Genomic DNA, 14,612 nt, shown 5'->3' with positions numbered 1-14,612 from the left:
CGAGTGGATGCGCTGGTTCCGCGAGGGGCGCATATCCCAGAAGCTCGGGTGGCTCACCCCGGACGAGCGCCGCGCGGCGCTGGGCTATCCGGTGCTGTAGGATGTACAAGAAAACGTCCGCGGTCCCTTTTCTACTTTTCGGCATGTTCTGAATGATTTATTTGGGGCGTAATGAGCAATTAGAACCACACTTAAGGGTGAATTCCATCGAGTTAGATATGGCTTACAGTAGAAAATCGAAAGTTTTTGCGCGAAATCATAAATAAGGAAGTAGGAAACGGACGGCAGAGCGCATCGACGGGATTGCGACACCCGATCTTTATGTTTTCTTGCGATAGCGGCGGGCGATCATGCGATTTCTATTCGTTTCAACTGCGTTTCCCGTGACCCTCGCATACGGATTTTCTGCTGCTCGTGGGTATAATAAATCACTTGCATGCAATGACGCCCTTTGCGAAGAAAGCGAGCCCATTATGTATATCGCCGATGTCTTTCAGGCCGAATCTCTGCCCGTTTCGTTCGAGATTTTCCCGCCTAAAGGCGAGCTCCCTCTGGAGGAGGCGCGCGAGGTGGTTTCCGGCCTGGCGCCGCTTGACCCTGCGTTTGTCTCGGTCACGTATTCGGCGGGCGGCGGCGGCAACAGCGGGCGCACCATCGACGTTGCCCGCATGATCAACGACGAATTCAATCTGACCTCCATGGCGCATCTCACCTGCATGAATGCTACGCGGGAGAACATTCGTCAGACGCTTGGAGCCATGAAAGACGCCGGCATTCAAAACGTGCTCGCCCTGCGCGGCGACCGCGTGGAGGGGGCATCGGCCGAGGATTTTCGCTTCGCCAAAGACCTCATTCCGCTGGTGCGCGAGGCAGGCTTTTGCGTGGGGGCCGCGGCATATCCCGAGGGGCACGTGGATTGCCTCGATTTCGAAGAGAGCATCGTGCATCTCAAGCAGAAACAGGATGCCGGCGCCGAGTTTTTTGTCTCGCAGCTGTTTTTTGACAACGAGGCGGCATTACGCTTCTTGGATCACGCCCATCTTGCCGGTATCGAGGTTCCCATAACGCTCGGGGTCATGCCCTTCATGTCGAAATCCCAGATCACGCGCATGGTATTCATGTGCGGCGCCAGCTTGCCCTCGCCTGTGGTGAAGCTGCTCGCTCGCTATGAGGACGACCCCAAGAGCCTGCGTGCCGCCGGCATCGAGTATGCCTGCAAGCAGATGGTGGGTCTGGCCGAGGCAGGCGCGGACGGCGTTCATGTGTACACGATGAACAAGCCCGATGTCGCCGCTGCCGCCGTGGAGGCGCTCGGCATGGCGGGCTTCGGCCCCGCTGCGCACGATGCGCGCGAGGGGGCGCCATGCTAGCGGGGGAGTCCTCGGTGGGGGATGCGAGCGGCGCGTCCGACGAGGCGGGCAAGCGGTTTGCGCTCGGAGCGCCTGGTGGCATGACGGGCATGAGGCATTCGCCCCTCTCATCGCGGGATGATGAGCCTTTCGTGTACGACGCCGTTTCCGGCGAATCTGCGCTTTCCGGCAGCGAGCCGGCGGCGCTTTCCGAATTCATCGAGGTCGATCGCGCGGAAATGCTGCGTTACCTGGGCTACGCGGGGCAAGAGATCGATCCGCAGCTCTCGACTCGTATCGAGGACGCCGCCGCGCTGTGCCAGAGGGAGTCTTCGCCGCGGTTCATGTGGCGTGCGTTTCCCCTGCGAGGCGGTTGCGATGCGGAAGGCAACCCCGTGCTGCGCCTCGAAGGAAGCACCCTTGAGCTTCCGGGCGATGACATCCTCGAGCACCTGAAGGGGGCGGTGGAATGCGTCGCGATGGCGTGCACGTTGGGGCTTTCCAACGAGCGCGAGGCGCGTCGCCTTGCTGCGACCGACCCCACCATGGCAACTCTCTTCAGCGCGGCGGGCTCGGCGCTTGTCGAAACGGTGGCCGACCTGTGCAGCGAGCACATCCTGCAAGACGCAAAGCTGCGCGGCCTCACTACGGGATCGCGCTTCAGTCCCGGCTACGGCGATCTTCCTCTTGCGGTGCAGCCGCAGATCGTGCGCGTGCTCAAGGCCGACAAACGTATGGGGATGGCGCCTACCGAGGGCGGTTTCGTCATCCCGTCCAAGAGCGTAACCGCGTTGGTGGGGCTGTTTGAGGCCCCGCGACGCGAAGATAGAAGTTTCTGCGATTCGTGCAGGGCGCGCGAACGCTGCGTGCTTAGAAAGGCCGGAACGCCATGCAACCTATAACCGATGCACTCTCTCAGCGCCTTGCGCAAGGTCTTCCGTGCGATGCGAACGCGCTGCATGAAGCCGGCGTGCTGCGCGATGCGGCGCGCCTTTGCGTGAAAGATGACTATCTAAGGCGCGTGCTGGCGGGCGAGGAGTACCTGCTTTTCGACGGCGCCATGGGCACCATGCTGCAGGAGGCGGGTCTTGCCGCGGGCGAGCTGCCGGAGCTCTTGTGCCTGACCAACCCCGATGAGGTCACGGCTATCCACCGCGCCTACGTGCAGGCGGGAAGCCAGGTTATAACCACCAACACCTTTGGCGCCAATGCGCGCAAGCTAGGCGATGAGGCCCAGGTCGCCGAGGTGTTTGGGGCCGCTATCGCCTGTGCTCGCCAGGCGGGGGCGCGTTATGCGGCTGCCGATATCGGGCCTACGGGCGCTCTTTTGGAGCCGCTGGGCACCATGCCGTTCGATGAGGCGTATGGGCTTTTCGCCGAGCAGGTGCATGCTGCGCGCGATGCGGGGGCCGACATCATCCTCATCGAGACGATGGCTGATCTTCTGGAGATGAAGGCGGCAGTGCTTGCCGCCAAGGAGAACTGCGACTTGCCGGTGTTCGCCACCATGACGTTCGAAGAAGACGGTAGAACGTTTTTGGGCACGAGCCCGCGTATCGCCGCCATGACGCTGCATGCGTTGGGCGTGCAGGCTCTGGGGGTGAACTGTTCGCTCGGTCCGGCGGAGCTGCTTCCTATCGTGCGCGAGATGGCGGGTGCCGTAGCATGTCCGATCATGGTGCAGGCGAACGCGGGGCTTCCCAAGATGGCCGATGGGCGCACGGTGTATGAGATCACGCCAGAGAGCTACGCGCACGATGCCGCCGCGTTGATAGAGGCGGGCGCAAGCATCGTGGGCGGCTGTTGCGGCACGAGCCCCGCATATATCAAGCGCCTTTCTGCGCTTGTGGAAAAGCGTCGGCCTGCGCCGCGAAATATTGCGCCCCTGTGCGGCGTGACCAGCGCGAACCGTGCCGTGGTGCTCGAAGGGCGCAACGTTGCCGTTATCGGGGAGCGCATTAACCCCACGGGCAAGAAACGCCTCAAGGAGGCGCTTCGCAGCGGCAACGTGGACTACATTCTGAACGAAGCCATCGGCCAAACGGAGGCGGGCGCCGATATTCTGGACGTGAACGCCGGCCTGCCCGAGCTCGACGAGGCCGCCGTGCTGCGCGATTTGGTGGGACGCATCCAAGGCGTGACGGGATGCCCGCTGCAGATCGACTCGTCCGACCCGGCGGCGGTTGAGGCTGCCGTGCGCGTGTATGCGGGCAAGCCCATCGTGAACTCCGTGAACGGCAAGGCCGAAAACCTCGAGGCCGTGCTGCCCGTGGTCAAGCATTACGGGTGCGTGGTAGTGGGCCTTACGCTTGATGAGGGCGGCATCCCGCCCACGGCAGAAGAGCGTTTTGCTATCGCGGAACGCATCGTGCGCGCGGCCGAAAGCTACGGCATTCCGCGCGAGGACGTGTTTATCGACTGCCTGGTTATGGCTGCGGCGACCAACCAATCCGAGGTGGTCGAGATCCTGCGCGCCATCACGATGTGCAAAGAGCGCCTGGGCGTGCGCACCGTGCTCGGCGTGTCCAACGTGAGCTTTGGGCTGCCGCTTCGCGAGGTGGTAAACGCCACGTTTCTTTCCGCGGCGTTCGCGGCCGGTCTTGATATGCCTATCCTGAATCCCAATTCGGCGCGCTATCGCGAGGCGGTCGATTCTTGGCGCGTGCTGTGCGGGCAAGACGAGGGTGCCCGTCACTACGTGGAGGAATACGCCGGGCGCACGCTGAGCCCATCATCGGCTCCGGCGGGCGCGTCGGTTGCGATGGAGAGCGCGAAGACGGGCGCCGCGGCCACGGGTGCTTCCGCATCTGCGCCAGGTGCGGAAGCGGAAGGGGCGTGCGCCGACCCCGAATCCCGACTGCGCCACTGCATCGTGTCGGGACGCCGCGCGCAGGCGGCGGATGCGGTGCGCGAGCTTCTGGCAACGCGCGACCCCATGGATATCATCGATGCCATGCTTATCCCCGCGCTCGATGAAGTGGGCATCAAATTCGAGCGGGGGACGTTCTTCTTGCCGCAGCTTATGGCTTCCGCCGAGGCGGCAAAGGCGGGCTTCGACGTGATTCGCGAGGCCGCACCGGCCGACGCCACTGCCTCCAAGGGCGAACTGGCCTTGGCCACCGTCAAGGGCGACATTCACGACATCGGCAAGAACATCGTGCGCATGCTGCTCGAAAACTACGGCTACAAGGTGTACGACCTCGGTCGCGACGTTGATCCGCAGGCGGTGGTGGATTGCGTGCGCGAGCGCGGTCTTAAGCTGGTGGGCCTTTCCGCCCTTATGACCACGACGGTGCGCGGCATGGAGGAGACCATCCGCCTGCTGCGCGAGCAGGCGCCCGACGTAAAGGTGTTTGTGGGCGGCGCCGTGCTCACGCCTGAGTACGCGCAGATGGTTGGCGCCGATTACTACGCCAAAGATGCCGCCGAGTCGGCCAAGCTATGCGCGAAGGTGTTCGGCGAGGAGTAGGGCTGCTGTCTCCGAGAAAACCTAAAAGCGAAGCGCACGACGGCCTTTTCTATAGTAAGATAGGCTCATCGTTAGGAAGCGGCGCTTGGGCGTCGTAGGGCAACCGAGAAAAGGGCGCGCGAATCCATTCGCCAATGCCCTCAATGAGAGGAGACGCCATGGGACTGCAGGCTGAGGAGACGCTTGGAATAGCGGATTTCGACGAGCTCTCCAATTACCTCCGTGCGCATACGCGCGTGTTCATGGAAGTCGAAGGCAAGACGTTCTATCTTACCCACACCGATGGGTATTGGCGTGCGCAGGATTGCGCTGTGATGAACGACAAGGGGCACTTCACCGATTGCTCCGACCTCGTTCCCACGCTGAGCGAGTTCATGGCTCTGAAGTGGCTGGACGGCAAGTCCGTGGAGGATGTCTACGGCGATGCCAAGTTCTATAAGAGCATTCAGGAAGATTAATCGTTACGCCGGCTTTCCGCCGGCGTAACTGCTTTATGAGGCGCTGCGACGTTATGGCCCGCTCTCGCACCGAATCTTCGCGCGTTCTCGCAGGCTTTCGTATCGCAATATGCGGCGCCTCCGAGAACCCACGAATCTTCGGCACAAGAGCGGGCCTCACTGTTTTGCCCTGGTTAAATGGCTTTTTATATTTTGATTATCGTTTTGGACCCCGTCTACTTGGTCAAGAACGCGTAGCCAAAGCAGCCGGGGCCAAGGTGGGCGCCGACAGTGCCGCTTATTTGGCAAATGCGCGTGTTCTGAGGGTCGAGCTCAAACTTTTCGACGGTCTCTGCGGCGAATTTCTCAGCTAGATCGCGGCGGTCGGCATAGACGAAGTAGATGGGCCACGATGTGTCCAGATGCTCCGGGTCAAGGCGCTTCCAGATGGCCTTTTTCGCCGCGTTGGTTCCGCGTGCGGCAGTGGGGCTCATGAGCACGCCGTCTTCCACGGCCACAAGGGGCTTGATTTTGAGCAGGTTTCCGATGCGTGCGAGCGACGCAGGAATGCGCCCGCCTTTCTGCAGATAGGTGAGGGTGTCAAGAATGCCACTGATCTGGATGCGCTCGCTGAAATCCTTGATGGCGGCAACCGTCTCCTCGAGCGTTTTTGCCTCGTTTCGCAGGTGGCATGCGTACTCCACTACCATGCGCTCGCTCACGATAGCTTGGCGAGAATCGACGACGGCCACGCGGTCATATCCCGAAAGCTTCGCCGCCAGCCGTGCCGACTCCACCGAGCCCGAGATGGTGGACGTAAGCGCAATGATCAGCACGTCTTCGCCGCGCTCTTGCCCTTCGTGGATGTATTCCAGGTAGCTTTCGGGGGAGGGCTGGCTGGTTTTGGGAAATACCTCGCTCGTGGTGAGCAGATTGTAAAACCGTGCCAGGTCCTGCGGGGTGTTTCGGCTGCAGTGCTCCTCGCCAAACGATATGTCGAACGCCGCCAGGCGCACGTCAAGCTCCCGGGCCTCGCTTTCAAGAATATCCGATGCCGTGTCGGTTACTATGACCATGTCATCTCCTCTGCGCGGGTGAACGCTACGGTTCCGCGCGGCTATTGCGCCAATTCCGTCCGATTTCTCTCAAGGCGACATGGCCTCGCAGAAAAAAATCGGACAGTATCCTATATGATACAAAATGTCTCATATACTATCTTAGCAACGGCATCGAGCGCGTCAATGATGCTACGTGATACAGTTGCGTGCTTAATGTCTCGCGTTGTAGCGGGGCATTGCAGGAAAGGAAGGCGCGGTGGGGAAATCGATCAAAGGCGAGGCGTCTGAGGTGGGCTCCGGATCGAAGGGGAAATCCGATGAGCGCAGGGGCATCGTGCACGCGGACGTTTCGGGCGCGACTTCGAAGCCGCGCAATAAGCGCGTGCTCGCCAACGAGCGCACCAAGCGGCGCATTATCCGTGCGCTGCTGCGTCTGATGAACGAGAAGCATTTCTCCGATATCACGGTGAGCGATATCGTGGCGCGGGCAGGCGTGGCGCGGGCGTCGTACTACCGCAATTTCTCTTCCAAGGAAGACGTCATCGCTTCGGCGGGCGCCATCATCATCGACGACTTTCGTCAGAAGACCGTGGGAGAAAACCGCAGCGTGCTCGAATACGAGAGCATTCTGCGCATGTTTCGCTATTTTCGAGCGTATCGCGCGGCGCTGTTGACGCTGCATAGGGCGGGGTTCACGGCACTGTACCTGAGCATGTTCTCGGAGTTTATCGAGGATGTGGCGGGTGATATGCCCTATGACGATATCCGCCGCTATTGCCTGCCGTTCTACTCGGGCGCCGCATTCAGCGTTTTTGTGGCGTGGCTCGAAGAGGGCATGAAGGAGTCGCCCGAAGAGATGGCGGGCTTGTTCCATCGTATGGTGGAAGGCGCCGTGGCAGCGATATAAGACGGCTGTGGTATCATACGCGCGTAGGATTTATGGAATGGGGCTGCGCAACTCGTGTTTGATTCGCTGAAAATAGATGAGAAATCGGGCGTGCCTGTATGGGTGCAAATCCGCAACCACATTTACTTCCTGATCAAATCCGGGCAGGCCAAACCGGGTGATGTTCTGCCTACGGTGCGCGAACTGGCCGTGAAGCTGGGCGTCAACTACAACACGGTGCATAAGGTGTACCAGGACCTCGAGGCGGATGGCCTCGTGAATTCCGGTCGCGGCAAACGCACCACGGTGGCCGAGGTGAAAAGCGAATCGATAGAGCTGCCCAGCTCGCCTGTTGACGTGGTGATCGACGAGCTGATACGCGTTGCCAAAGAGAGCAACATTTCCAAGGACGATTTGATGATGCGCCTGAAAGAGCGTTTGGATGGATGGGAAAGCTGATGCATTTCGGCTGTCAAACGATGCCTTGGAGGCTGGTCTGCTTTGGAGCGCTGTAGCCAGATGCCGCGTGATTGAAGCGGCGGCTCGACGGATGTGCCCGTATGTCTTTGGGGGAGAGTGCAAACGAGAGGTTTCACGATGAGCGACAAAACCGAGAAATCTTATTTTGACGACGACGAAGGCATGGTGTCGGAAGAGACGGTCATCAACGGCGAAGAGGGTTTCGATCGGCCGGTGACCAGCCGAATTGGCGCGATTGCGCTGCGCTGGGTCATAGCTGCGGCGGTGTTCGTCCTGTTTGCCGTGATTGCCGCGTGTACGGGCGCGTGGCCCGTTGCCCTTGTGGGTGCAGTGGCGGCGATCGTGCTTTTCAGTTGCATGCATGTGGTGCTCGAGTGGGAACGCGCCGTGGTCATGCGGTTCGGCAAGTTCAATCGCGTGGCGGGCCCGGGGCTGGTTTTCATGATTCCGTTCGTTGAATATGCCTCCTCGACGGTTGACATGCGCATGCGCTCCACCGCGTTTAAGGCTGAGCATGTGCTTACGAGCGACCTTGTGCCGGTGGATGTCGATGCCGTCCTGTTTTGGACGGTGTGGGATGCTGGAAAGGCATGCACCGAAGTCGATCACTTCGGCCGCATGGTGTATTGGGTGGCGCAAACCACGCTGCGAGACGTGATGGGCGGCGTGAGCATCGCGCAGCTTTCCACGCGGCGTACCCAGATAGACAAAGAGGTGGCCGATATCCTTGAGCGTAAGACCAATGAGTGGGGCATCACAGTGGCGTCGGTTGAAATTCGCGACATCGAGATTCCCGAGGATTTGCAAGAGGCTCTTTCCGCTGAGGCGCGAGCTGAGCGCGAGTACAACGCGCGTATCATTTTGGCCGAAGTCGAAAAGGAAGTGTCCGAGATGTTCGTGGACGCCGCCCAGACCTATGGTCGTCCCGATGCGGCGCTACAGCTGCGCGCTATGAGCTTCGTGTCAGAAAGCGTGAAGGAGAGGGGAGGCCTGGTGGTGGTCCCCAGCTCGCTTTCCGAGGCATTCGAGGGGCTTGAGAAGCTGACGAAATAATAACGCCTACTTGAGCGCTTTTCTCCTTATGAGCCTGAGGTAGTTTCTCGTAAACATTCTACTGTTGCCGAACAGCTTGGTATCGCTCGCCGTTTCTTCGTGCTTCTCGAATTTGATGGCGGAAAGCTCAATTGTGCAGAGGAAATCGGCAATTTGGAAGAGTCGGTAATTGAGCGGAGAAGCGCGTGTATATCGAATTGCTTCTTTAGCCAGAACGAACTCTATTGCGCCATGCAGGGCTTCCGTGACCATATGCTGGCCGTTGTCGTAGTAGATTTTTATTTGATCAAACGACTGGAAGTATTCGAGGTAGTCTACAAGGAATATCGTGAGGTCACGCTTGAGCCTGGCGGTAAATGCTTGAGGCGTATCTAGTTCGTTTCGACGATAGGCAAAGGTTTTATACGATATGGGGAGCTTGCGCACTAAGACAAAGAACGACGAGAATAGACGATGGCGAGTCTCGTGCGATAGCGTGCCGTATGCGCCCTTTCCATACATAAGGGGCGATGCGTGGAAAGGAATATCGGGAAGGCTTTTATCGCTCAGCGCCTTTTCGTAGGCACGAACCGGTTCTGCAATGGAATCGTCCTGGTTGTGGAATACGAGGGTCACAAGGCAATACTTTGATATGCCGCTTTGCCCGCCTGATTCATCTACGAATATGCTCAGCTCGCGCATGGGCCTCCTATAAAAAATGCCGGGAGGTAGCTCCCGGCGACTCGGTAGAAGCTCTTGCGAAGCCTCCAGGGTCTTTATACCACAGTTTTCCGTGCTTAGGGATGGCATTCGTTGCCAAGTTTGTTTCTCCATGCATCTATGGGTGTGGCGTAGTCGCCCATTTTCCAAATTGAAAACGACGATATCAACTCATCGGAGGTAGGCGTTATCGGAAAGTATGCAGAAGTACCGGGCGCAAAGCTCATCGTTGGCGCGAATGGCCCGGCAAGATGATCCGATCGACATGAACGGGTTTCTTGCGTCGATGCGCCAGGCGGCTTTCGTGCAACTATCGGCGGCCCTACGGGGCCGCTCTTTTATTCTCAAAAAAGAATCATATGATAATAGGATAAGAATCATAAATTAGTATGATTTATGATAATATGATGAATCGAAGAAGGGGGATGTGTCGGGGCGTAAGATGCGTTCCGAAATTGTGTGATGTGAGGCGACATGCCTGATCGTCCCCCCTGTAGTCTCCGACGAAGGTCGATGGCTCCACACGATGGAGTCGTCTGCGTCGGAAGGAGGGAAGGAGAAAGGAATGCGCAAAAAGCGGACAGTATTGGTCACTCTGGCTTGCTGCGGAGCGCTGTCCTTCGGGTTAGCCGCATGCGTTCCGAACGTAGAGGGTGCGGCCGACTCATCTGCGGATGCTGCTGCGGAAAACGCAGTGCCTCAAGGAGGTGTGTACGGCGACCGCAATAGCCTTGAGGATGTGTACTCGTCGTTACAGGCGACCCACGAAGAGAATATGCCGATCGTTCGCACGCTTGAAGATGGCACTCAGGTGCAGCTTGTGCCTGATGTTGATTTCTCATATTGGCATCTGAGCGAACAACCCAACTCGTACAACACCTATTACCTGAACGCGGAGAATCGCGGATGCGTTTCATGTCACACCGATGGTCTATACGATTTGGTTATGAACAATATCGCGTATGAGCATATCGACATCACCAACAACATGGGCACCGATGCGACGCCTATGGATTGCCGCATTTGCCACGATGTGGGTACCGGTTACGTGACCAAGAACTTTGAATTTGGAACGCTTATCCATGGCATTCATAGCAAAGACTCTTTTAAGGGTGATTGCATGAGCTGTCATACCGCTACGGCGGATGGCCAGGGCTTGATGTTGTGGGAAGAGGCAAAGTACAGCGTCATGCAGGGTATTACATCCCTGGATAGCGAGAGTTTCACTGCCGATATCTCCTACGAGCAGGAAACCACCAATGATATGTTTGATTTGACGTTCTATACGGGCGACACCAATCGAGAAGCGGTTGACAATGCCATGCAGGGCAAGGAAGAAGACGAGGAGACCTTTAATAACTGGGAGATTAGTGTGACGGGTCTGGTGGACAACCCGTTCACCATGACGCTTCCTGAGCTGATTGCTGAGGCTCCGAGCGAAACGTTGATTTCGACCACGCAGTGCGTGATGAATGCTCCCGGCGGTGAGATGGTCAGCAATGTCGAGATTACGGGTATTCCGGTATCGTGGCTGCTTGACAAAGCCGGCGTGCAAGACGGCGCAACCGCGCTCATGGCGACTGCTCCCGATGGATGGTCGCGTGGTGAGACTCTTGAGACCTTGGCCGAGAACGGCGCCTACCTGGTGTACGAGATTAATGGTGAACGTCTCTCCTGGGAAGACGGCTACCCGGTGCGTATTTGGTATCAGGCGCGAGGGGTTCCTTCGTCGATTCGCTGGACTTCTGAGCTCGAAGTCGTGGATACTGATCCCTCTGAGGTTACGGTGTTTGAGGGCTGGCAGCTCGATGAGGCCAATTCGCTCGATGAAAGCGAGGAGGGAACCTGGTTCAACAAGCCCAATGCTGGTATCGCGCATTTCCATGAGGGCCAGATTATTCCTGTTGGGGAGGCGTACGAGTTTGAGGGCTATGCCCAGGGTTATGACGAGCAGATTGTGTCGGTGGAGTTCTCTCTCGATAATGGTGCGACTTGGCAAAAGCTCGACACCTCCGATTCCGACAAGACGAAATGGGTGTACTGGCACTTCTCGTTCACACCTGAAGAAGAGGGTTCATATGTGCTCAGTGTGCGCGCGACCACTGCAGACGGCCATGTGAGCAAGTATCCCGACCAGGTTATGTTCAACGCGAAATAACGGATGCCGTTACGGGGCGTCTGGCCAACTGGGCGCCCCGATTGGAGGATAAACGATGAAAGCCTTAAAGAAGACGCTCGTTATAGGGACGAGCTCCATCATGGCCCTCTCGGGCATGGGCGGGGTGGCGCTTGCTGCCACGCAGGCGGATGTCGATCAGCCGACAGCATCCGCCGAAGAGCAGAATCAGCAGAGTGCTGAATCGAACGTCGTGCAAGTTAGCCAGGTCATAGGGGAATTTGCCTTTACGCAAGGCGAAACAACGGCAAACGACGTTATCAAGAAAAATCTTGGTGACGCGTCGAAGTACCTATGCGGCGCTCATGCCGTAGCCGATGCTGAGGAGCCGGTGGAAGATTGGACGATTTCAGTCAGCGGGGCGGTTTCGAATCCTTACGAGGCAACTTATGATGAGTTCGTCCAATCTGATGACGTACAGTCGCTTTTGCTGGGTTGCGCATGTGCCGGCAATCCTGCAGATGGCCGAGCCGCCGCTAACGCTGAGGTAACGGGCGTTTCCGCTCTTGTTATGATCGGCATGGCGGAGCCGAGCGCGGAGGCGAATACCGTAGTGTTTACTTCTGCCGATGGCTATGAGGTGGCGCTTCCTTTGGATTATATCCAGATGCATTATTGTCCGATTGTATTCGACGTGAATGGGGCGCCTCTGGCGGAGTCTATGGGCGGCACGAATCAGCTCTGGCTGGGATCTACTGCGGCGAGTTATTTTGCGCGCGATATCGTTTCTATCACGTTGGAGGAGCGTCAGACTCCTCCGCCGAGCCCCAATTCCGATGAGGCACGCGCCGGCTATGGCAACCTCCCCAATATAGGCGTGATGTTCGGAGGAGACGTTCAATGATTCCTCGGGTTTTCGGTCGCGTTGGGAAAGCGTTGACGCTCAAGGGCAATGCCTACGATTTCGGACATGCAATTTCCGCTATCGAGTTTTCACTAGACGACGGAGCGCATTGGACACGCTATGCGACCGAGGGGACTAACGATTATCAAAACCTTACGTGGGCATTCACTTTCACGCCGGAAAACGCCGGTCTGTATACGATGCTCGTGAGGTCCGTGAACGATGCAGGGCAAGTGAGCCCGGAGTCAGCTCACATCGAACTTGAAATACGGTAACTCCTGTCCTGGCGCATGGCGTTTGCAAGAATTGCGAGGTTCGTGCAAGGCCATGTGCCGGGGCGAGAAGAAATGGGGGAGAGCATGCTAGACGACATGCTGACAAGAAGGAGGCTTTTGCAGGGCGCGGCTTTTGTCGGCGCATCCGCCTTCATCGTGGGCGCCGTCACGCTGCCTGCGCCTGCCTCCGCGGAGGACACCCAGGAAGCGCAGGACGCTCCCAACGCTAAGGGCGTCCAATACGGCTTCCTGGTGGACATATCCAAATGCGTGGATTGCGAGAAATGCGTAGCCGCCTGCCGCGAGGCCAATGGCATCCAAGAGGGGCAACCCGATCGTCGCCATATCCAGCATTTTACCGACAGCCGCGGGCAGGACGTAACCGTGTCCACCTCGTGCATGCACTGCGCCGAGCCCAGCTGTTTGCGTGTGTGCCCGGCGGGCGCCATCGTCAAGGGCTATGCGGGCATCGTTTCGGTCAACAAGAACGATTGTATCGGCTGCAAATACTGCTATGAGGCGTGTCCCTACGACGTGCCGCGCTATACGCCCGAGGGCATGGACAAGTGCGATTGCTGCCTGGGCGCAGGCGTGGCTCCTGGGGATGTCCCCAACTGCGTGCGCGCATGCATCTTCGGAGCGCTCGAGTACGGCCCCATCGAGGAGCTGAAGGCCAAGGCGCCCGATGCGGTGCTGGTGGCGGAAATCAACAACCCGTCGTGTCTCATCCGTAATTCCATCTCGTACGCATCAAGGGGGTGATTTTATGCTTCAGACTGTATGGGGATGGCAGCCTGCGCTCTACCTGTTTTTGGGCGGCATGGGCGCCGGAGCGTTCATCATGGCAGCCGTGCTCTTCCTCATCGACCGCACGCGTCATAGGCTGATTGTGTGCGTCTCCATGTGGGCCGCCACGGTGAGTTTGGGCGTCGGTCTGATGCTTTTGCTTTCCGAGCTTATCCACCCGTTGCGCGGCATGCTTATGTGGAGCGCGTTCGACCATTTCACGTCGTGGATGACCTACGGCGCATGGGGCGCATTTGGTGCGGTGGCTGTGTTCGCCATCTCGGCGGTGCTTGCTACGCCTCCTGCATCCAAATGGCTTGCCGCCCACTGGAAGTGGTACGTCAAGCGCGGCGCGGGTCTGCGGCGCGTGCTTGCCATCGTGGGCATCGTGCTGAGCGCGTTCGTGGCGGTGTACACGGGCATGCTGCTCATGGATTCGCGCGGCGTGCCCCTGTGGGATACGCTGCTTTTGCCGGCGCTGTTTACGGTGTCGGCCTTCGATACCGGCGTGGCGCTCGTGGAGGTCATCTCGGTGGTATTGGGCAAGCGCGATCGCTTGGCGCCCAAGGCGCGCTCGCTCATGGAGCGCATCGTGGTGACGCTTGTCGTGCTCGAGGTTATCGTGCTGGCGGTCTTCTTGGCCACCATGCTAGGTGCCGATGCGGCAACCGCAGCCGGGGCAACCGCCGCCCAGTCGGCCACTATGCTGTATTCGGGCGTTCTCGCTCCATATTTCTGGGGTATGGTGGTGGCGTGCGGCCTGGCCGTGCCGTTGGTGATGGCCATTGCCGGCCTTGCGCTGCACAAGCAGAAAGACGGGGCGAAGGATGCCGTCATGGCAGTGGGCGCCATCGGAGCGCTTGTAGGCGGATGCGAGCTGCGCTTCCTGATCTTGGCGGCCGGCGTTCATGCGCCATTGCTAGCAACTACGGTGATGTCGCTCATTGGCTAGCTCTGCACCGCATAGTTTATGGGCTCGATGCAAGTCGGGCCCTTTCCATTTTATCGGCCCCTTCCCTCTACATATATATGCTTTCGAGGTTTCGGTTTGGCATCATACCCTCAAAATCGTGTATCCTAATGCACCGATTCGTCTGTGA

The 14,612-nt window shown here is 58.6% G+C and carries 13 protein-coding genes; 11 read left to right on the top strand and 2 right to left on the bottom strand.

Annotated features, from left to right (window positions below; genetic code table 11):
* The first annotated feature begins 473 nt into the window (after positions 1–473).
* The 4 genes from DMP06_RS02860 to DMP06_RS02845 all read left to right on the top strand — a co-directional run bounded on the left by DMP06_RS02860 (position 474) and on the right by DMP06_RS02845 (position 5,276).
* Positions 474–1,370 (top strand): methylenetetrahydrofolate reductase, encoded by an 897-nt coding sequence (locus tag DMP06_RS02860; RefSeq protein WP_123208227.1) that lies wholly within the window; start codon positions 474–476, stop codon positions 1,368–1,370.
* Complete coding sequence (locus tag DMP06_RS02855) at positions 1,364–2,251, top strand: vitamin B12 dependent methionine synthase (RefSeq protein ID WP_245962344.1); 888 nt, start codon at positions 1,364–1,366, stop codon at positions 2,249–2,251. Before DMP06_RS02860 ends, DMP06_RS02855 begins: the two co-directional genes overlap by 7 nt.
* Positions 2,239–4,818 (top strand): homocysteine S-methyltransferase family protein, encoded by a 2,580-nt coding sequence (locus tag DMP06_RS02850; RefSeq protein ID WP_123208226.1) that lies wholly within the window; start codon positions 2,239–2,241, stop codon positions 4,816–4,818. The genes DMP06_RS02855 and DMP06_RS02850 overlap by 13 nt, the downstream gene beginning before the upstream one ends.
* A 158-nt stretch (positions 4,819–4,976) precedes the next feature.
* A complete protein-coding gene (locus DMP06_RS02845) occupies positions 4,977–5,276 on the top strand; it encodes a CDP-alcohol phosphatidyltransferase (protein ID WP_123208225.1) in 300 nt (99 codons plus the stop codon).
* Positions 5,277–5,491: 215 nt separating this feature from the next.
* On the opposite strand, the gene DMP06_RS02840 is transcribed toward DMP06_RS02845, so the two are convergent.
* A complete protein-coding gene (locus tag DMP06_RS02840; protein ID WP_123208224.1) occupies positions 5,492–6,331 on the bottom strand; it encodes a DegV family protein in 840 nt (279 codons plus the stop codon).
* A gap of 238 nt (positions 6,332–6,569) precedes the next feature.
* Between DMP06_RS02840 and DMP06_RS02835 the strand changes: the two genes are divergently transcribed.
* The 3 genes from DMP06_RS02835 to DMP06_RS02825 all read left to right on the top strand — a co-directional run bounded on the left by DMP06_RS02835 (position 6,570) and on the right by DMP06_RS02825 (position 8,732).
* Entirely contained in the window at positions 6,570–7,220 is a 651-nt protein-coding gene (locus DMP06_RS02835; RefSeq protein ID WP_123208223.1) for a TetR/AcrR family transcriptional regulator, read from the top strand.
* Positions 7,221–7,274: 54 nt separating this feature from the next.
* The gene (locus tag DMP06_RS02830; protein ID WP_123208222.1) at positions 7,275–7,658 is read left to right on the top strand and encodes a GntR family transcriptional regulator; all 384 of its coding nucleotides are present in this window, start codon (positions 7,275–7,277) and stop codon (positions 7,656–7,658) included.
* 138 nt (positions 7,659–7,796) lie between these two features.
* Positions 7,797–8,732, top strand: coding sequence for a slipin family protein (locus tag DMP06_RS02825; RefSeq protein ID WP_123208221.1), 936 nt, complete (start codon positions 7,797–7,799; stop codon positions 8,730–8,732).
* 6 nt (positions 8,733–8,738) lie between these two features.
* On the opposite strand, the gene DMP06_RS02820 is transcribed toward DMP06_RS02825, so the two are convergent.
* The gene (locus tag DMP06_RS02820) at positions 8,739–9,413 is read right to left on the bottom strand and encodes a DUF3800 domain-containing protein (RefSeq protein ID WP_123208220.1); all 675 of its coding nucleotides are present in this window, start codon (positions 9,411–9,413) and stop codon (positions 8,739–8,741) included.
* Positions 9,414–9,996: 583 nt separating this feature from the next.
* Between DMP06_RS02820 and DMP06_RS02810 the strand changes: the two genes are divergently transcribed.
* From DMP06_RS02810 to nrfD, 4 genes are all read left to right on the top strand, one after another.
* Positions 9,997–11,589, top strand: coding sequence for a molybdopterin-dependent oxidoreductase (locus tag DMP06_RS02810; RefSeq protein WP_161957799.1), 1,593 nt, complete (start codon positions 9,997–9,999; stop codon positions 11,587–11,589).
* A gap of 55 nt (positions 11,590–11,644) precedes the next feature.
* On the top strand, positions 11,645–12,451 hold the full coding sequence (locus tag DMP06_RS02805; RefSeq protein ID WP_123208217.1) for a molybdopterin-dependent oxidoreductase: 807 nt from the start codon (positions 11,645–11,647) through the stop codon (positions 12,449–12,451).
* Positions 12,452–12,810: 359 nt separating this feature from the next.
* Positions 12,811–13,488, top strand: a complete 678-nt coding sequence (locus tag DMP06_RS02795) for a 4Fe-4S dicluster domain-containing protein (protein ID WP_245962343.1) — start codon at positions 12,811–12,813, stop codon at positions 13,486–13,488.
* Positions 13,489–13,492: 4 nt separating this feature from the next.
* The gene (nrfD, locus tag DMP06_RS02790) at positions 13,493–14,464 is read left to right on the top strand and encodes an NrfD/PsrC family molybdoenzyme membrane anchor subunit (RefSeq protein ID WP_123208215.1); all 972 of its coding nucleotides are present in this window, start codon (positions 13,493–13,495) and stop codon (positions 14,462–14,464) included.
* Positions 14,465–14,612 lie beyond the last annotated feature (148 nt).

The organism is Slackia equolifaciens, assembly GCF_003725995.1.
GTDB classification, from domain to species: Bacteria; Actinomycetota; Coriobacteriia; order Coriobacteriales; family Eggerthellaceae; genus Slackia; species Slackia equolifaciens.
Note: the sequence above shows the minus strand (reverse complement) of the source record. Positions and strands in the feature narration are given on the sequence as shown.

Bases quoted from the DNA above. Each gene is read 5' to 3' on its own strand.
- DMP06_RS02805 (WP_123208217.1), top strand. From the start codon at position 11,645: ATGAAAGCCTTAAAGAAGACGCTCGTTATAGGGACGAGCTCCATCATG.
- DMP06_RS02795 (WP_245962343.1), top strand. From the start codon at position 12,811: ATGCTAGACGACATGCTGACAAGAAGGAGGCTTTTGCAGGGCGCGGCT.
- DMP06_RS02810 (WP_161957799.1), top strand. From the start codon at position 9,997: ATGCGCAAAAAGCGGACAGTATTGGTCACTCTGGCTTGCTGCGGAGCG.
- nrfD (WP_123208215.1), top strand. From the start codon at position 13,493: ATGCTTCAGACTGTATGGGGATGGCAGCCTGCGCTCTACCTGTTTTTG.
- DMP06_RS02820 (WP_123208220.1), bottom strand. From the start codon at position 9,413: ATGCGCGAGCTGAGCATATTCGTAGATGAATCAGGCGGGCAAAGCGGC.
- DMP06_RS02860 (WP_123208227.1), top strand. From the start codon at position 474: ATGTATATCGCCGATGTCTTTCAGGCCGAATCTCTGCCCGTTTCGTTC.
- DMP06_RS02825 (WP_123208221.1), top strand. From the start codon at position 7,797: ATGAGCGACAAAACCGAGAAATCTTATTTTGACGACGACGAAGGCATG.
- DMP06_RS02855 (WP_245962344.1), top strand. From the start codon at position 1,364: ATGCTAGCGGGGGAGTCCTCGGTGGGGGATGCGAGCGGCGCGTCCGAC.
- DMP06_RS02850 (WP_123208226.1), top strand. From the start codon at position 2,239: ATGCAACCTATAACCGATGCACTCTCTCAGCGCCTTGCGCAAGGTCTT.
- DMP06_RS02845 (WP_123208225.1), top strand. From the start codon at position 4,977: ATGGGACTGCAGGCTGAGGAGACGCTTGGAATAGCGGATTTCGACGAG.
- DMP06_RS02840 (WP_123208224.1), bottom strand. From the start codon at position 6,331: ATGGTCATAGTAACCGACACGGCATCGGATATTCTTGAAAGCGAGGCC.